General features: G+C 72.2%; 18 protein-coding genes. 6 read left to right on the forward strand and 12 right to left on the reverse strand.

Annotated elements, in window-relative coordinates; translation table 11 throughout:
* Positions 1-4: 4 nt before the first annotated feature.
* Together CP967_RS19335 and CP967_RS19340 are read right to left on the reverse strand one after the other, a co-directional pair.
* Positions 5-709 (reverse strand): B3/B4 domain-containing protein, encoded by a 705-nt coding sequence (locus CP967_RS19335; protein ID WP_150489165.1) that lies wholly within the window; start codon positions 707-709, stop codon positions 5-7.
* A 67-nt stretch (positions 710-776) separates the two neighbouring features.
* Positions 777-1,613, reverse strand: coding sequence for an EamA family transporter (locus tag CP967_RS19340; RefSeq protein WP_150489166.1), 837 nt, complete (start codon positions 1,611-1,613; stop codon positions 777-779).
* A gap of 117 nt (positions 1,614-1,730) precedes the next feature.
* Between CP967_RS19340 and CP967_RS19345 the strand changes: the two genes are divergently transcribed.
* Entirely contained in the window at positions 1,731-2,315 is a 585-nt protein-coding gene (locus tag CP967_RS19345) for a helix-turn-helix domain-containing protein (RefSeq protein WP_150489167.1), read from the forward strand.
* A gap of 62 nt (positions 2,316-2,377) precedes the next feature.
* Here CP967_RS19345 and CP967_RS19350 read toward each other — a convergent pair whose 3' ends face one another.
* Complete coding sequence (locus CP967_RS19350; RefSeq protein ID WP_150489168.1) at positions 2,378-2,734, reverse strand: hypothetical protein; 357 nt, start codon at positions 2,732-2,734, stop codon at positions 2,378-2,380.
* 334 nt (positions 2,735-3,068) lie between these two features.
* Between CP967_RS19350 and CP967_RS19355 the strand changes: the two genes are divergently transcribed.
* Both CP967_RS19355 and CP967_RS19360 read left to right on the forward strand, forming a co-directional pair.
* A complete protein-coding gene (locus CP967_RS19355) occupies positions 3,069-3,821 on the forward strand; it encodes an ALF repeat-containing protein (protein WP_229888639.1) in 753 nt (250 codons plus the stop codon).
* A gap of 353 nt (positions 3,822-4,174) precedes the next feature.
* Positions 4,175-4,645 (forward strand): hypothetical protein, encoded by a 471-nt coding sequence (locus tag CP967_RS19360; RefSeq protein WP_150489169.1) that lies wholly within the window; start codon positions 4,175-4,177, stop codon positions 4,643-4,645.
* Between the two features lie 63 nt (positions 4,646-4,708).
* On the opposite strand, the gene CP967_RS19365 is transcribed toward CP967_RS19360, so the two are convergent.
* The 3 genes from CP967_RS19365 to CP967_RS19375 all read right to left on the reverse strand — a co-directional run bounded on the left by CP967_RS19365 (position 4,709) and on the right by CP967_RS19375 (position 7,436).
* A complete protein-coding gene (locus CP967_RS19365) occupies positions 4,709-5,983 on the reverse strand; it encodes a choice-of-anchor A family protein (RefSeq protein WP_150489170.1) in 1,275 nt (424 codons plus the stop codon).
* A gap of 128 nt (positions 5,984-6,111) precedes the next feature.
* On the reverse strand, positions 6,112-6,942 hold the full coding sequence (locus CP967_RS19370) for a DUF1963 domain-containing protein (protein ID WP_150489171.1): 831 nt from the start codon (positions 6,940-6,942) through the stop codon (positions 6,112-6,114).
* Positions 6,943-6,983: 41 nt separating this feature from the next.
* Positions 6,984-7,436: a hypothetical protein gene (locus CP967_RS19375; RefSeq protein WP_229888638.1), complete on the reverse strand. Its 453-nt coding sequence runs from the start codon at positions 7,434-7,436 to the stop codon at positions 6,984-6,986.
* Between the two features lie 599 nt (positions 7,437-8,035).
* On the opposite strand from CP967_RS19375, the gene CP967_RS34720 reads away from it, so the two are divergent.
* Positions 8,036-8,158: a PmrA gene (locus CP967_RS34720; RefSeq protein WP_167535408.1), complete on the forward strand. Its 123-nt coding sequence runs from the start codon at positions 8,036-8,038 to the stop codon at positions 8,156-8,158.
* A gap of 129 nt (positions 8,159-8,287) precedes the next feature.
* Here CP967_RS34720 and CP967_RS19390 read toward each other — a convergent pair whose 3' ends face one another.
* The 3 genes from CP967_RS19390 to CP967_RS19400 form a co-directional block, all read right to left on the reverse strand.
* Complete coding sequence (locus CP967_RS19390) at positions 8,288-9,073, reverse strand: hypothetical protein (protein ID WP_150489172.1); 786 nt, start codon at positions 9,071-9,073, stop codon at positions 8,288-8,290.
* A gap of 153 nt (positions 9,074-9,226) precedes the next feature.
* The gene (locus CP967_RS19395; RefSeq protein WP_150489173.1) at positions 9,227-9,466 is read right to left on the reverse strand and encodes a DUF397 domain-containing protein; all 240 of its coding nucleotides are present in this window, start codon (positions 9,464-9,466) and stop codon (positions 9,227-9,229) included.
* Entirely contained in the window at positions 9,466-10,248 is a 783-nt protein-coding gene (locus tag CP967_RS19400) for a helix-turn-helix domain-containing protein (RefSeq protein WP_229888637.1), read from the reverse strand. Before CP967_RS19400 ends, CP967_RS19395 begins: the two co-directional genes overlap by 1 nt.
* 152 nt (positions 10,249-10,400) lie before the next feature.
* Between CP967_RS19400 and CP967_RS19405 the strand changes: the two genes are divergently transcribed.
* Positions 10,401-10,799, forward strand: coding sequence for an ATP-binding protein (locus CP967_RS19405; protein ID WP_150489175.1), 399 nt, complete (start codon positions 10,401-10,403; stop codon positions 10,797-10,799).
* A 123-nt stretch (positions 10,800-10,922) separates the two neighbouring features.
* On the opposite strand, the gene CP967_RS19415 is transcribed toward CP967_RS19405, so the two are convergent.
* The 3 genes from CP967_RS19415 to CP967_RS19425 form a co-directional block, all read right to left on the reverse strand.
* Positions 10,923-11,972 (reverse strand): polyprenyl synthetase family protein, encoded by a 1,050-nt coding sequence (locus tag CP967_RS19415; protein ID WP_150491946.1) that lies wholly within the window; start codon positions 11,970-11,972, stop codon positions 10,923-10,925.
* Between the two features lie 32 nt (positions 11,973-12,004).
* Positions 12,005-13,150, reverse strand: a complete 1,146-nt coding sequence (locus CP967_RS19420; protein WP_150489176.1) for a tetratricopeptide repeat protein — start codon at positions 13,148-13,150, stop codon at positions 12,005-12,007.
* A 217-nt stretch (positions 13,151-13,367) separates the two neighbouring features.
* Positions 13,368-14,138 (reverse strand): DUF4232 domain-containing protein, encoded by a 771-nt coding sequence (locus CP967_RS19425; protein ID WP_150489177.1) that lies wholly within the window; start codon positions 14,136-14,138, stop codon positions 13,368-13,370.
* A gap of 385 nt (positions 14,139-14,523) precedes the next feature.
* Here CP967_RS19425 and CP967_RS19430 point away from each other — a divergent pair, with 385 nt between their 5' ends.
* Entirely contained in the window at positions 14,524-16,260 is a 1,737-nt protein-coding gene (locus CP967_RS19430; protein WP_150489178.1) for a helix-turn-helix domain-containing protein, read from the forward strand.
* Positions 16,261-16,271: the final 11 nt, after the last annotated feature.

Genomic DNA, 16,271 nt, shown 5'->3' on the forward strand with positions numbered 1-16,271 from the left:
TTCGTCAGGCCGTCTCGGGGTGGGCCGGGGAGAGGTGGCGCACGGTGACCTGTGCGGTGTGCGGGGCCAGAAGCTCGCCGAGCTCCTCCGCGGCGGCCCGGAGCAGCTCGCCGTCCCGGGTGGCGTGCAGGGTTTCGAGGGCGAAGACGACGTGCGTGGAGTCCTCGGTGACGCGTGTGCGGTGGGCGTCGCGGTGGTTCCAGTGGCGGGTCAGCACTCCGGTGGTGTCCGCGTAGATGATCTCGCCGGGCTTGGGGTGCTCCACGGTGTCGGGCTCACCGAGCGGGGTGAACGCCTCGTCGCCGTCCGCGTGGCGGATGGTGACGTCTCCGGTGACCCGGTCCAGGTCGAAGGCGCCGGCGGGCAGGCCGTGGCGGACGGAGACGGCGTTGTAGGAGTCCACGGCCGGGTTGATGCGCGGCAGTGTCCCCTTCTTGGCGAGGCGGCGGCCGAGCGCGTCGACGCTGGGGCGGACACGGCGCGGGTTGGTGCCGAAGGAGCGGTAGGCGGTGTGCCATGCCTCGATGCGGGGGTCGTTCTCGTCGGCGGGCTGCCAGTCGCCCGCCGCGAGCCGCTGCTCCAGCTCCTGGAGCGCCGCGGCCGTGCGGGGCCAGGGCTCGTGGCCGCGCAGGCCGGTGGCGGTGACCAGGGCGATGAGGGTGTCGGGGAAGGCGTCGGCGACGGCGGGGGCGAGGCGGAAGGCGGTCATGGCGGGGGTTCCGTTTCCTGCGTTCGGTGTGGACGGCGGTCACGCCGGGGTGGGGTGGTACGGGTGATCAGGACAGGGCGAGCAGGCTGACGGCGACGGCGGCGGCCCCCAGGCCGGCGAGCTGCCCGCGGTGGACGCGCTCGGCGAGCACGCAGCGGGCGAGCAGGACCGTGCCGGCCGGGTAGAGCGCGGTGATCACGGCGACGACGGCGAGATCCCCGCTGCGGGCCGCGAGCAGGAACAGCAGGTTCGCCACGGAGTCCAGGACGCCCGCCGTCGCCGACAGGGCGTACGCGGGCCGCTCGGGCCCCAGTCTGCGGTACATCAGGCCGGCCGCGGCCAGGGTGACGGCCGAGGAGACCGCCCGGCCGATGATCAGCGGGGCCACCCCGCTGTCGGCCGGGGCCTGGTGGAGACAGATCAGCTGGAGGGCGATGGCGGCACCCGCGCCGACGGCCAGCAGCAGGGCGTGCCGGGAGGGGCGTGCCGAGCCCGCGCCGTGTCCGGCGCTGACCAGGACCACGGCGGCCAGGGCGAGCGGCAGCCCCACCGTCCCGGCCGCGCCCAGGTGCTCGCCCGCGAGCAGGCCCGTACCGACGGGCAGGGCGGCGGACACCAGTGCGGTCACGGGTGAGAGAACGTTCATCGGGCCGATGGCCAGGGTGCGGTAGAGCAGGGCGAACGCGGCGGCGGACGCGACACCCGAGGCGGCGCCCCAGCCCAGGGCGCCCGCGTCGAACGACGCGCCGAGCACCGGCCACAGCAGGAGTTCGACGGTGAGACTGGCGGGTGCAGCGATCATCACGGTCCGCAGTACGTGTGCCCTGCGGGCGCCGAGGCCGCCGAGGAAATCGGCGCATCCGTAGGCGAGCGAGCTGCCCAGGGCCAGCATCAGTGCGAGCACGGCGAGTCTCCAGCTAGAAATTGGAACGACCAAAGCGTACAGCGGAACGACCGACCGGTGTCAACCGAACGACCGCACGGTACATTCGAGCGAACCAACTGGGAGGATGGTGATCCGGTGGCCGAGACGGTGGCGGCTCTGCGGACGGTCGCGCACAACGTCCGGGCGGCCCGCGTCCGCGCGGGCCTGTCCCTGGACGAGCTCAGCAGGCGCGCACAGGTCAGCAAGGGGGCCTTGGTGGGCCTGGAGAAGGCCCAGGGAAACCCCAACCTGGCCACCCTGGTCAGGCTGGCCGACACCCTGGGCATCTCCGTGTCCGCGCTGATGCAGGGACCCGCCGAGGGCCGGGTCCGTGTCGTGGCCGATGACGCGGTGGCGCCTCTGTGGACCGGGGAGCGGGGCGGCGAGGCCCGGCTCATGCTGACGACCTCGGGCCCGGCGCCGGTCGAGATCTGGCGCTGGAAGCTGGAACCGGGCGAGGAGTACCCGAGCCACCCCCATCAGGCGGGAGTGGTGGAGACCGTCAGCGTCACGTCCGGCCGGATGGTCCTCGTCGTGGACGGGGCCGAACACGCCGTCGAGGCCGGGCAGACGGCGACGTTCGACGGTGACACCCGCCATGTGTACCGGGGCGCGGGGACGGGGACCTGCACGTTGATCATGACCGTCCACCTGCCTCCCGGCCCCGCCCCGACGGGCTGAGCGGAGCGGCGCGGTACGGGGCGGATAGCGCGGGGCGGCCGGTGCGGGGCCGGTGCGCGGGGTCAGGGCCAGTCGACCATGCCGGTGAAGGCCACCACCGCCACGCCGACGAGGACGGGCGGGCCCACCGAGAGGGCCGCGCGCCGGGCGGCCCGGTCCTGGCGCCAGGGCAGCGACCAGCAGACCAGCAGGAGCACCAGCGACAGCACGAGCCCGGCCCGGAGAACGGTCCACGCGCCGCCGAACGAGTCGGTGAAGCGGTCGGCCCGCGCACCGTCGCAGGAGTCGCAGGCCATCGGCGACAGGCCGCCGTAGAACAGGGCGAGGGCCGCCGCGGGCAGCGTCAGGAGGGTCGAGAGGAGGGGAGCGACCCAGGCGCGCGGATCATGGGCGGTGGCGGTGGCGGTGTCTTCCTGCATGGGTACGAGTCAACTCCACCATGCGGGAAGGGACATGAGCGCGGGTACTCAGGCCATGTCCTATGTCGTGAGTCGGGCGGGTCGTCTGTAACGGCGGAGGGCGGCGGCGAGACCGGGAAGAGCCCCGTATCCCGGGATGGCCAAGCTCTGGCACCGCCAAACCCGGTCACCTCATGGGTCGGCAGGCATGATGCCGGACACATGGCGGCCCACCTGCCGATTGGTGCGCATGCGGCAAGCAACGAGCCCGGAAAGCTGCCCGAAACCGGCAATGCGTTCGAGTGATGTGCCCGATGATAATCACGGTGTCCGTCCCACCACAGGAGGCACATTCGTGAGACAGCACCGCACGTTCCTGCTCGTCGCGGCCACGGCCCTGGCCCCGGCTCTCCTCCTCTCCACCCCGGCCTTCGCCGGCCCGTCGGCCGCCCCCGCCACCGTGACGACCGCGGCGGTCTCGTCCGAGACACCGGTGGACGAGATGACGGAGGACGAGTTGCGCGCCGCGATCACCGCGATCCTGGGGGCCGAGGCGAGCGGCAGGAGCGTCATCGAGGCAGCCACCACGGCCCTCAACGGCACCATCGAAGACATGCGCACGTTTCTGACAACCGGCTACCCGGCCGCGCAGGCCGTGGACGACCGCGTCCGTCTCTTCCGGATGCTGGCCACGGCGAGGCAGAACGAGGACAAGCGGGTCAGCGCGGAGATCTCCGATCTCCTGGACCGCAACGACCCCGAGGAGATCCGCGAGTGGCTCGAGACCGGCTATCCGCTCGCCCAGGCCGAGGACGACCGCGTCCGTCTCTTCCGGATGCTGACCCCCGCGAGGCAGAACGGAGACAAGCGGGTCAGCGCGGAGATCTCCGATCTCCTGGACCGCAACGACCCCGAGGAGATCCGCGAGTGGCTCGAGACCGGCTACCCGCTCGCCCAGGCCGAGGACGACCGCGTCGCGCTCTTCACCATCCTCGGCAAGGCCCAGAAGGACGGTGACACGAAGCTGGTCCAGGAGATCAGTGGTCTGCTCGACCGCATGGACGCGGAAGAGATACGCGCCTGGCTGACGGTCTACCGGGCCGCCTGACCTCAGCGTCGGCTCCGCTCGGGGCGGCGCCCACAGCGGAGCCGGCCGGCTGCGCGGGCTGGACAGTGACGTACGAGCCCGCTGCGTGGGCTCGAGAAGTCATCTCATTCAGTGAGTCGGCGGTAGCGGATGTCCCACAACTCGTCCGGTACCAGACGCTCGACGATTCCCGCCATGACGCACAGAACACCGAGACGACCGAATGAGATGGCTTATCAGCCGCGGTGAGCGCAGGCGGTCTCCCGGACCGGGCCGCCCCGGAGGCGCGGGGCGGAGGCCGGATACCCGCAGAACCTTGCGTCCCACCGGTGCGTCCGCGACCATGACGGTCATGAAGACCCGCCGAAAGGCCCGTGCCGCGTAGAAGGCCCGGCGCGCTTCGCGCCGAGAACCCGGTGGCGCCCGTCTGGGGGCCCTGGACCGGCCGGATCCCCGGTCTGTCCGAGAGGGCCTGTGCCGAGATCCAGCGCGCGGAGCGGGCGTACGACGACCCCGCGGACCTTCTGTGGGAAGGGGCGGTGGCGGCCGCGCTCGCGCACTACCGGGCGTTCCTGCGGCAGCCGGGCCGCTATCTGGACCTCTGCTTCGAGGCTTCTCCCCACCCCGAGTCCGCACTCGTCGATGTGGCGAAGGCCCGGGACGTCCTGGAGGCGGCGCTGCGGTCGCTGCCCCGGCACGCACATGGCGAACTCGGACGCCTGGTGGCCCGTCTGGACGCGGAGTTCGGTCGCCGTACCCTGCCCGACCCGCACGCCCGGCGGCGGTTCTGGCGTGGTGACGAGTGGTGGCACCAGCGGCTCTACGACGGGGAGTACCGGTGGTGAGGCCATGGGTGAGGGGGCGGTGCGAACACCTCGCACCGCCCCCTCACGGGATTTGCTGGGCCGTCAGGCCTGCTTGCGGCGGCGGGCTATCACGACCAAGGCGGCGCCGGCCGCGAGGACCACGGCACCGCCGACGACGAGCGGGACGGTACCGCTGCTACCGGTCGAGGCGAGGTCGCCCTCCGGGCCCGGGGCCGCGCTGTCCGACGGGGCCGGGGTGCCCGGTGCGGCGGACTCGGACGGGCTCTGGGACGGCGTACCGCCCTCGGCGGGCGGGGTGGCGGAGGCGGACGGCGTCTTTGTGGCCGGGGGAGTCGTCTCGGTGTCCTCGGACGGGGTCGTGCCGGGGGACGGGTTCTCACCGGGCTCCGGCAGGCAGCCGGTGAAGGGGAAGTGGTGCGTCTCGGCACCGCCCGACCCGTGCAGCGAGGCGACCCACACGGAGCCGTTGACGGGCGCGGCCGTACCCAGTTCCAGGTGCGCCTGGGGTGCGAGGACGCTGCCCGGCCAAGCGGCCTGGCTGTTCTTGGTGATCTTTTCCGCGTCGGGGAAGTTCCACAGCAGCTTGGCCCGGATCTTGCCCTCGGACGCGCTCTGGAGCTTGTCGTCCAGGACGAAGTCCTGTCCGCCGGAGAGGAAGAAGCCGGTGGTCCCGGCGGACGCCATGTCGTAGTCCTGGCCGCTGACGTTGACGACCGTGGTCGCGCCGGCCGGGACCTTGATGAAGACCTCCTTGGCCTTCTCCAGCTGCTCTGCCGGCACCGAGAAGACGTTGCGGGTGGTGTCGGTGCCCTTCAGGTTCAGCCGGAAGCCGTCAAGTTCGGCGGTGGCGCCGGCGGTCACCGGTTCGGCGGCGAGGGCCGAGGAGTACGAGCGCAGCTTGGCGAACTCGCCCTCGAAGTCGATCAGGTCGGCCTTCTTGGTGAAGGTGCCGTTGTGCATCTCCACGGCGCGGTTCTTGACCTCACCGCCGACGACCGCGTTGCCCTTCATCACGACGGTGGCCGAACCGTCGTTGAGCAGGTCGCCCCGGACGACGAGCGATGCCTTGCCGGGCAGGGCGTCCACCTCGGCGGCGGTCAGCTCGTTGGCGACACTGAAGCCGCCACGGAAGTCGGCGTTGCCGCCGACGGCCACGGCGCCTTCGGCGTCGGGTGAGTGGACGTCGTCCCCGAGGACGAACTCGCCGTACTTGCCGGCGATTCCGAAGGCGTCGGTGGTGCACGCGGTCCCGTCAGAGGGCGCGGCGGGCGCGGCCTGGGCGGCGGGGACGACGGTCAGCCCGAGGACGAGGGCACCGCCGAGCGCGGCGGCTGCGGCGGTCGAGGTTATGCGCATGGGGCGTGGTTCTCCTGTGGAGCAGTTATGAAGGTTCTGTGGCGGCTGGGGCCATGATTCTCATATGGCCGAATATTGGTCAAGACCAATGAGGTGGCCCATTGGTTGCCCACGCGTCTTCCGGTTGCTCAGTGGATGTCGAAACACGCCAGGACGGCCGCCCGGTCGAAGCGCCGCTCCGCCAGGTCCTTCCTCGCGGCCGTCCAGTAGACGAAACCGCCGATCAGGCCGTTCCACTGGGCGAGGAGCGCCCAGTCCTCGGGGCGGGGCCGTGCCCACGGGCTCGCGCGCCTGCCCTCCGGATCCCCGGACGCCCGCAACGCGGACGCGGTGACGGGATCGTCCTCGCCGAAGGGGTCCGTGGAGTAACCGCCGATCTGGAGCCGGGTCCCGCCGAGGCGCCCCCAGTCCTCGTACCGCACGTCCGACCACGCCGCGCGCAGTTCCCCGGCGTGGGGGTGCCCGGCCGGGTCGATGAGCACCTCGTTGTCCGGCAGGGAGACGTCGTACCCCAGCCGCAGCTCTTCCCCCGTGGCCAGGTCCACGCCCTCCCAGCCGTGGTCCGGTTCGTGGCGGTGGTCCGCAGGGTGCCGTTCCTCGACGGGTATGCCGGCCGGGACGTACACCGCCGTGCCGGACGCGTCCAGGTCGTACGCGTGGAAACGGGCGAACAGCAGGAGCCGGCCCGAGGACGGCAGCGGGAGGCCCGTCGCGTCCCCGGGCAGCGCGGCGAGGTCCAGGTCCGCGATCAGCCGCTGTCGCTCCGGGATCCCGGGGGCGTCACCGGGAAGCAGCGCGGGCCCGCCGAACCGGCCCACGACCGGGCCGTCCGCGCCGGACGACAGAACCGCGCACGGGCGGGCGGCGGCCAGCCACCTCTCGACCTCGGCGGCCGGGACACCGCGTGCGAGCGCCTTCTCACGGACCCGGTTCAGTTTGTCTGCTGTCTCGGTTCTCATGGAAGGAATCTAACGAGGGATCAATTGCCGCCCGGCTACGGTCATTCGGCCGGTCCGCCCCCGGCCCGGGGCCCTGGGGTGTCACCGGCCCGGGGCCCTGGGGTGTCACCGCCCTGGAACGCCGCGAGCTCCGCGATCAGGTCCGCGTCACGCATTCCGGGCAGGGCGTACCCCTCGGCCTCGTCCCAGGGGACGTCGAGGTCGTCCATGTGCACACGCCACTCCGCGTCCGGGACGGCACGGCGCAACTCCGTCACGGAGTCCAGCACATGAGCGACCACCGGCAACAGGCGACCCGGGTCGAACGGCATCTTGGTGGACCCGGCGACGACCGCGCCGGACCCGTCCGCCGGGTCTTCGTACAGATACAGGCTTTCCTCGTCGTCGTACGGGAACGACGCCAGGTGCGCGGCGGCCACGCGCGCGACGGAGGCCGACTCGGCCTCGGTCAGCGGAGCCGTGCGGTGCGCGCTGTAGTAGAGGGAGACGCTCATGGGCCGAAGCGTACGGAGGGGGTGTGACAACGCCGGGGCGGGCGCGGGGCGCCCTCCCGGGGCGCGACCGGGATACGCGTCAAAGGGGCAACGGGATGATCCCGAAGCCCTGGGGGCCCGTCGCCCGTCACCCTTCGGTTCAGTGTCGTGAGAGGGCCGGCGCGCCCGCGCAGATCATCGCCCGGACTCAGCTGCCGGCAGCGGCGGTTTGTTGCGGCAAGGAGACGCGGGGACAGCAACTGCAACACCCAGCGGGCGTCGTCGCTGGGGACGGTGTGCAGGGTGCCGATCGAGTGGATTCACTGGCAGTCCGGGACCGCCCAGCTCCTGCCCCGCCTCATCGCCCGCCGTACCCGCGGCCCGCTGCTCCTCACCGACCGCAAGGCCCCGGCCGGAACACCGACGCTCGGCGTGTGTCCGGAGACCGGCCGGGTCCGGCTCTCCTGCCGCCGCGCGGAGGAGATCTTCGAGGGGAACACCCGGCTGCCGGCCAATCCCCTCGCCTCACCCGACGACATCGAGGACCTGGACGGCTGGACGCTTCACCGGATCCGGCACAGCGCCCTGACACCGACGCAGAGGACGGCTCCTCCAGTCCGATGCTGCCGGCCCGTTCCCGCCACGCCTCCGTCCGCTCCCTGGAGCGGTACGCCCGCCCCGGCATCGACTCGGCCGCCCGGCACGTCGCCGAACGCGGCCCCGCTGCACGCCGCCGCACCTGAGCCGAGCGAATCAGAGCTTCAAGATCATCTCATTGCCCTTGTACCGCGTGTCCCGGTCACACCCTCTCCCCGGCAGGACCGCCCCTTCGGCTCCACCGCCGACGACCCGGGTGGAACCGCGCGGGCCTGTCAGGGGTCGACGGCCTCGCCGATCTTCGCCGTGAGTGCCGCGATCATCGGCTCGTCAGGGCCGGGCTCGGGTGTGAACTTCTTCAACTGGTCGACGGGGGTAGGGCCGAGGTTGTCGGAGTTGTCCACCGAGACCAGAACGCCTCCCTTGCGTACGACGGTGACAAGGGAGTAGGACCATCCCGAATTTCCCGACGTGGACTTCATGCGGCCCAGCAGGCGGTAACGCACGGCCTCGTCGCCGAGGGCCGGAACCGGCAGCGTCTCGGTCGTGATGGAGGAGGAACCGTAGGGATTGCGTACCTCGTAACCGCCACAGGTCTCCACGGCCCGGCGCAGTTCCGTCATACGTGCGCGGGCGGTGGACACCGGATAACTGGTGAGTACGGTCCTCCGGGGCCACAGAGCGCTCTGACCCCGGTACATGACCGACCAGGCGGCGGACTCGCCGCGCCCGGGGGCGTGCTCGCTGCGTATATTCCTCAGGATCAGGCAGGCAGCAGGTTCGGCCACCTCCCCACCCGCGTTGTCCGTGTCCGCACCGTCCCGCATGTAGCTGCCGGTCACGGTGAAACCCATGGCCTCGGCCTCGGCTCCGGTGAGCAGTGCGGCCTTGAGCGCGGTGGCGGTGAGGGGCGAGGAGCGGTCATCCGCCCTTGCCGCACCCGGGTTCTCCCCAGCCGTCTCAGAGGCGTCCCCGGTGCCGGAACAGGCCGTGGCCAGGATGGACAACGACAGGAGGACGAAGGCCGAAAGCCGTCCTATCCGTGCCTGATGATTCGTCAATTCACATCTCCCCCGCCGGTTCACTCAAGTCGCACAGGTGCGAGAAGGAACGATACGGGGGAGAGGGAAGGGGCAGCGCGGCGGAAGGGTGCAGTCCGCCGTCTCGGCGTCACCGCCGCGCAAGGCGCGGCGGCCTGTGGACGGGGTGCCCGGTCAGGCGCCGGTGTGGGCGGCGAAGGCCGACCAGGTGGCGGGGGTGACGGTGAGGGTGGGGCCGCCGGGGTTCTTGGAGTCGCGGATGTGCACGGCGGCGGGGTGCGCGGCGATTTCGAGGCACGCGCCGCCTTGCTCGCTGCTGTAGCTCGACTTACGCCAGGCATAGGCGATTTCGAGGCACGCGCCGCCTTCCTCGCTGCTGTAGCTCGACTTGAACCACTCAAGTGCGGTGCTCATCACTCTCCTAGGAGCTGGTCCAGCAAGGCCCGAGTTTCCTCGATATTGAGGGCCTGGGTCCGCAGCATCGCATACTTGCGCTCCAGGATGCTCACGTCGCCCGACGCGGAGATCAACTGGCTGCCCCGCTGTGTTTCTGTGTAGGCAAGACGCTGGTGCTCGGGTGTTTCCAGGAGGATGAACGGTCCTGAAAGCCCCGCATGAGTGCTCCTGCCAAGAGGCATGATCTGGATGGTGACCCCAGGGATCTCGGTGCACTCACGCACGTGACGCAGCATTTCCATGTATACCGTGTCACCCCCCAGACGGTCTCTCAGAACTGCCTCCGAGATGATGAAGCTCGCAGTTGGTGGTTCGGTCTGATGAAGAATGTCCATCCGATTCATGCGTGCGGCGACGCGCTCCTCGATCTCCCCTTCACTGAGCGCAGGAACGTCTGTGCGGAACACCGCCCGCGCGTAGTTCTCCGTCTGGAGCAGCCCCGGCAGAACCTGGTTCTCGAACCAGGACAGCGCCAGCGCCTCCCGCTCCAGGTCCATGTACCGCTCCGCCCACGCCGGGATGAGGTCCACCTCCGGCATGTTCTCGACCGCCGTCTCCAGCGCCTTCTTGGTGTCCAGCAGCTCGTCCAGGCGGCGGGCCAGGTCCGGCAGGAGCGGGCGGCGGCCCTGTTCGATGGAGGCGATGGTCTCCGGCTGGACCTTGGCCTGGGAGGCCAGCTGGGCCTGGGTGAGGCATGCGCAGACGCGGAACCGGCCGACCAGCTTGCCGACCATCTTCATCGCCGACGCGTTCTTGCGCTGCCTTGTCCTGGGGTGCATAAGGTCTGGACTCCCCGTGTTCGTACGTACTCCACGCCTGTGCGGCCCGTACCGATGATCCGTACGGCTTCACCTACTGCCGCACTCTATGCACAGAGCGTGACCCTGGTCTCATGAACGAGATGACGCAACCCCTGCTGTTCCGTGAGCGCTTCTGCCGTCGGGAGCGCCGGTCGGTTCCGCTGGTACGGGAGTTCGTGCGGGAGGCCGTGGCCGAGTGGGGGTTCGGGGCGCGGATGGACGAGGTGTTGCTGTGTGTGAGCGAGCTGGCGACCAACGCGCTGCTGCACGGGGTGCCGCCGGGGCGCGGGTACGCCGTACACCTGCGGGGTGACGGGGACGTGCTGTCCGTCCAGGTGCACGACAGCGGCGACGGCGTACCTGCGGTGCGGGTGCCCGAAGGGGAGCATGGCCGGGGGCTGTTGCTGGTGGAGGCGCTGGCCGACCGGTGGGGTGTGGGGGAGCGGTCGCCCGGCAAGATCGTGTGGTGCGAGTTCACCCGGATGGGGTGAACAGGCGGACGGGCGGGGCCGCCGGGGCGGGCCCCCGGGAGCCGGGGCCGGCGCCCCCGGCGCCCCCGGCGGCTCCAGCGCCCCCGGCGGTTCCAGCGCCCCCGGCGTCCCCGGCGGTCCCGGTCACACGGTGCGGTGGGCCAGGTAGGTGAGCAGTTCCTGGAACTCCCGTACGGCATGGGGTGCGAGGGGCAGGCCGTGCAGGCAGGAGCGGGCGGCGTCCAGGTGGCGCCGGGCCTCGGCCAGGGTGGCGGTGCGGCCGCCCGCCGTCTCGACGAGGCCGGCTGCGCGGGAGGCGGTGGGGCCGTCCGGCGGGCACGGCGCGTCGAGCAGGGCCAGCAGTTCCCGGGCGGCCGGGCCGGTGGAGGCGAGGGCGGCGAGGACGGGGTAGGTCTTCTTCCGCTGCCGCAGGTCGCCGTGGACCGGCTTTCCGGTGTGCGCGGGGTCGCCCCAGATGCCCAGCAGGTCGTCGACGGCCTGGAACGCCACGCCCAGATGGCGGCCGGCCCGGTCCAGCGAGGCGACCGTGGAGCCGGCCGCCCCGCCGAGCAGGGCGCCCAGGGCGAGGGCGCAGCCGAGGAGGGAGCCCGTCTTGTGCTCGGCCATGGAGCGGTAGGCGCCGGGCCCGACCGAGTCCGTTCCCGTCCAGGGCCGGTCCGCGAAGAGCAGGTCGTCGGACTGTCCTCGGACCAGGTCGGCCAGCGTCCCGGACAGTCTGAGCACGGCTGCGCCGGCCTGTCCGCCGGGGGCTTCGGCGAGCGTCTGTACGGCGGAGGCCAGCAGGGCGTCACCGGCGAGCACGGCGGGCCCGGTGCCGTACTCCTTCCACACCGTGGGGCGCCGCCGGCGCAGTTCGTCGCCGTCCATGATGTCGTCGTGCAGGAGGGAGAAGGCGTGGACGAGCTCGACGGCCACCGCGCCGGGGACCGCGCTGTGCCCCGGTGCCCCGCATGCCTCGGCGGCCAGGACGGCCAGCGCCTGGCGTAGCCCCTTGCCCTCCGAGGCGCCCGCGTCCGGGGTGCCGGACAGGTCGGACCAGCCGAGGGAGTAGGCGGCCATCTCCCCGGTCCACGGGTGCAGCCGCCCGAGGGCGTCCACGAGGGCGGGGCGTACCAGGGCGCGGGAACGGGCCAGTACGGAGGGCGGTGCCGGGGCGGGCGGGGCCCCGGGTATCTCCGTCTCGGTGGTGGCGACGGCGGCCGGGCTCACCGGCCCGCCCCCCGGCCGCCGGGCGCAGGGGTCTCCCGGCCGTCGGGCGCGGGGGAGGCGTCGTACCCGGGGACGGGGCCGACGCCGAGTTCGGCCGCCGCTTTGTCGATCATGTCGTGGGCGTGCCGCAGGCCGAGCCGTTCCAGGGCGTGGCGCAGCGAGGCCAGTTCGGCCACCGTCTCGGCGGGGTCCTGGCCGAGCCGGGCCAGGGACTTGGCCAGGCCGAGCCGGGCCAGCGCCGTGCCGCGCGCCTCGTCCATCGCACGGAACTCCGAGAGGGCCAGCGTGTAGTCCTCGCGGGCCTGTGCGTACCGGCCGGCCCGGTAGTGGACGTTGCCGCGCATCTTGTGGTTGTAGGCGAGCGCGCTGGACAGCCGCATCTCGTGGCACATCGTTTCGGCGCGGGAGAGCAGTTCCAGCGCCCGCTCGGTGTCGCCGTCCCGGACGGACAGCACGTCCGCCATGCCCCGCAGCGCCCAGGCCTGTCCCCGCCGGTCGTCGGCCTGCCGTGCGGTGTCCGCCGCCTCCTCGAAGAGGGCCAGCGCGGTGTCGTACGAACCGGTGTTGCGGTGCATCTGCGCGATGCCCTCCAGCGCCCACACCGTGTGCCGGGCCTCGCCCCGCCGCCGGGCCTCCGCGAGGAGCTGTTCGTGGAGCTCGCCGACGGCCTGGTAATCCCCCTGTATCCGGCCGGTCTCGGCCAGGCCGGCCAGCGAGTACCCGCGTACGACGATGTCACCGCCCCGCTCGCCCAGTTCGGCCGCCAGCCGCAGCAGGCGGTACGCGAGCGGCAGCGCCCCGCGCTGGCGGGCGAGGGTGCCGCCGCTCCACAGGGCCCATGCCATCGCCCCGGTGTCCCGGGCGGAGCGGGCGGCACGGTAGCTGGCCTTCCACGCCCGGTCGGCCTCCTCGTTGTGACCGAGCCTGCGGCAGGCTTCCGCGACGGCGAGCCCACAGCGTGCCATCCCGCTCAGGTCACCGGCCGCCTCGGCGGCCCGGAGCTCCTCCAGCCCTTTCGCCCGTACGTCGGTGAGCGAGGCGTTCACCGAGAGCGTTCCGAGCGCCCCCTGGTACTCGGGGGCGAAGGCCTTGCCGCGCTGTGTCTCCTCCGGAAGCGTGTGCTGCTGTGTCACCTGTGCCATGCGTGTCACCTGTGTCGTCCCGCCGTAGCCCTGCGTTGTTCGGTTGGTCGTCCACGACCGTAGGAGAGGGAGGCGTCCCGGCGAATCCCCCTCCGTGCTGGTCCCCTGTCAGTCCCGAGAGCTACGCGGTCACCTGTCGTCTCGTCAGGAGGACGTACGGGGAAGGCCGGTGGGCCGGTGCGCGCGAGGCGCACCGGCCCACCGGGGTCGGGAGGAGTCACCACATGAGGGCGTTCTCCATGTCGGTCTGCCAGTAGGTGACGCTCAGCGAGCTGTCGACGTAGGCGTCCTTGCCGAGCGTCACGTTCGCCGAGGCGCCCGAGAAGCCGCCGCTCCTGCCCTGGAAGCCGACCACCAGGTCCTTGGTGGAGTAGCCGCCCTCCCCGCTGCCGTCGGCGGAGGAGGTCCTCACCCCGGCGTACGCGGTCTCGCCGGGGGCGATGCTCGCCACCGCCTGCGGCTTGCTGTCCTCGAAGACGGGCGGGACGGACTGGGCCTCGCCGAACCGCAGGCTCGGGTAGCCGTAGGCGTTGCAGATACCGGAACCGGTGTTGGTGATGCTCAGCAGCATGTGGTTCAGGGGACGGCTCACGGGGGTGATCGTCACCTTGGTGTTCTTGGCGTCGCACGCCAGGGTGACCGGGCCGTCGTCCTCCGCGTCGCCGCCGCCCTGGGGCTTCTTGGCGGCGGGCTGGGTGTCACCCGACCCGGAGGAGCCCGAGCCCGAACCGGAACCGGAGTCCGAACCGGAACCGCCCGAGGCGCTGGAAGCGGAATCCGTTCCCGAGGTGTCCTCGCCCTTCTCGGCGGGGGCCTCGGCGCCGTTCTCCGGCTGTGCGGAGGAGGTGCCGGCGGTGGGCGAGGACGGGGTGTCCACGGCCGAGGAGGAGCCGTCCTCCTGGCAGGCGGTCAGGGACAGAGCGGCCAGCAGGGCGGCGGTGCCGAGGACGGAGGTGCGGGCGGCGCGGCGGAAGCGAAGGTTACGCATGAGTGGTTCTCCCCGTTCAGAAGGTTCACATGGTGATTCGGTGCCCGGGGCGCCGTTTGGCGCGCCGGGGCGTCGGCGGATGTACTGGGTGGTGACGTGTGGTCAGAGGCGCCACAGGAGTGCGATGACGATCACTGTGGAGGCGATCAGCACCCCTGTGGCGATCGCATCCGTCAGGCTGGGTACAAGGCGGGTGCGCACTGCGTCTCCCGGTTCGGACCGGCTGGGTTCTGCGGTGTGTCCACAGCTTGTGGGAGCCCCTGTCCCAGTCGCAACGACTGCTGGGCACGACGGGACGCTGGAACGCTGAAATACCCTTTGACCTGCGGAAACAGTGCCGCCCTGGAATGCCGTTCCGGGACGGGAGAGAAGGGGAACGGTCGGGGTGGGTACGGAGATCCAGGACTTCGCGGCGACGCTCAGGGAGCTGAAACAGCGCTCCGGGCTGAGCTACGGGGCGCTCGCGCAGCGACTGCACATGAGTACGTCGACGGTCCACCGGTACTGCAACGGTGACGCCGTCCCTCACGACTACGCACCGGTGGAGCGCTTCGCGCGGGTGTGCCGCGCCTCGGCGGACGAGCTGGTGGGGCTCCACCGGAAGTGGATCCTGGCCGACGAGGCGAAGCGGCGCGGTTCACGGAAGCCGGAGGGCGGGGAGGGCGCCGGCGCGGGGGAGGAGACCGCGGAGGCGGCGTCCGGCGCGGCCGGGGGCGCGGGCGCGGCTGCCTCTTCGGGCCCGGCTGCCTCTTCGGGCCCGGCCGTGGAACCGGGGGCTGGACCGGAAACGGAACGCGGGCCGGGCTCTCCTCCGGCTGCGGACCCGGGTGCGGGCGGGGCCCCGGACGCGGGCGGGGACGCGGAGACGGGCGGGGAAGCGGAGACGGGCGCGGGCGTGATGGCCGCGCCGGCCGGTCCGGCCGGTCCGGCCGGTCCCGGTCGCGCCGGGGAGACGGGTAAGCCGGAGGAGAAGGCGGCGCGGGCCAGGAACTCCTCGGTTCCGTCGTGGGCCTCGGCCGAGGGGCCGGGGAGCACGGAGGGAGGGGGCACCGCCGCCCCGCCCCGGCGACCGGAGGCCCGGACCGATGAGGTGACGGCCCCCGACGATGTGGCCCCCGGCGGCGGGGCGCACGACGACAGGGCGCACGAGGACGTGACCCCCGGAGGCGGGGCACCCGGCGCCGGGCGGAAGCGGCGGACCGGCAGGAGGACGCGGGTGCTGCTCGCCGCCGCGGCCGTCGTCGCGCTGACCGTCCCCGGCGCGCTCGCCGTGCGCGGTCTCACGCAGGACGACGGGGCGACGGCCGACGACGGCCGGGACGGCAAGGCGCTGGGCAGCAGCGCGCCGCGTACGCCCGGTGGTCCGGCCGCGAGCGTCAGCGTGTCCGCCTCGCCGAGCCGGACGGAATCCTCGCCGAGCGCCACGGCGAGCGCTTCCGGTACGCCGTCGAAGACGGCCGGCAGTCCGGCCGCGGAGAAGACCGGCAAGGCGCGGAGCACCGGCACACCGGTGACCGCGGTCATCAGCTCGTACAACTGGGAGGCGCCGTGCGGGCAGTACTACCTGCTCGACCGGGACCCGAACGACGTGGTGCCGCCGCCCCCGCCCCAGGACACCCGGACCTGGGCGCAGAGGCTGGGCGGGGTGGATGGGGGCGACATGATGCTGGAGATCACCGTCCAGGGGACCTCGGAGGAGGCCGTCGTGCTCAAGGCCCTGCACGTGCGGGTGCTGGGCCGCAATCCGGCGCTGGACTGGGGGGCGTTCTCGATGGGGGACGGCTGCGGGAGCGGAGTCACCCCGCAGACCTTCGAGATCGACCTGGACGACGGCCGGCCGCGGTCGAAGCCGGTGGCCGGCCAGCAGGGCGATGTGGTCGTCCCGGCGAAGGGCTTCCCGTACCGGGTGAGCTCCACGGACGTGGAGGTCTTCCACATCGACGCGCATGTGGAGGCCCACGACGTGACCTGGTACCTGGAGCTGGAGTGGTCCAGCGGCGGGCGGAGCGGGATCCTGCGCATCGACGACCAGGGCAGGCCGTTCCGTACGAGCAGCATCACGGCCCGGCCCGAGTACTACTACCGGCCCGACACCGGGCAGTGGGTGGAGAAGGAGTACTGACGGGCGCCCGG

Origin of the sequence: Streptomyces nitrosporeus, from assembly GCF_008704555.1 — a bacterium.
Lineage (GTDB): Bacteria > Actinomycetota > Actinomycetes > Streptomycetales > Streptomycetaceae > Streptomyces > Streptomyces nitrosporeus.

Bases quoted from the DNA above. Each gene is read 5' to 3' on its own strand.
- CP967_RS19405 (WP_150489175.1), top strand. From the start codon at position 10,401: ATGAACGAGATGACGCAACCCCTGCTGTTCCGTGAGCGCTTCTGCCGT.
- CP967_RS19420 (WP_150489176.1), bottom strand. From the start codon at position 13,150: ATGGCACAGGTGACACAGCAGCACACGCTTCCGGAGGAGACACAGCGC.
- CP967_RS19395 (WP_150489173.1), bottom strand. From the start codon at position 9,466: ATGAGCACCGCACTTGAGTGGTTCAAGTCGAGCTACAGCAGCGAGGAA.
- CP967_RS19425 (WP_150489177.1), bottom strand. From the start codon at position 14,138: ATGCGTAACCTTCGCTTCCGCCGCGCCGCCCGCACCTCCGTCCTCGGC.
- CP967_RS19370 (WP_150489171.1), bottom strand. From the start codon at position 6,942: ATGAGAACCGAGACAGCAGACAAACTGAACCGGGTCCGTGAGAAGGCG.
- CP967_RS19365 (WP_150489170.1), bottom strand. From the start codon at position 5,983: ATGCGCATAACCTCGACCGCCGCAGCCGCCGCGCTCGGCGGTGCCCTC.
- CP967_RS19335 (WP_150489165.1), bottom strand. From the start codon at position 709: ATGACCGCCTTCCGCCTCGCCCCCGCCGTCGCCGACGCCTTCCCCGAC.
- CP967_RS19375 (WP_229888638.1), bottom strand. From the start codon at position 7,436: ATGAGCGTCTCCCTCTACTACAGCGCGCACCGCACGGCTCCGCTGACC.
- CP967_RS34720 (WP_167535408.1), top strand. From the start codon at position 8,036: ATGCTGCCGGCCCGTTCCCGCCACGCCTCCGTCCGCTCCCTGGAGCGG.
- CP967_RS19350 (WP_150489168.1), bottom strand. From the start codon at position 2,734: ATGCAGGAAGACACCGCCACCGCCACCGCCCATGATCCGCGCGCCTGG.
- CP967_RS19400 (WP_229888637.1), bottom strand. From the start codon at position 10,248: ATGAAGATGGTCGGCAAGCTGGTCGGCCGGTTCCGCGTCTGCGCATGC.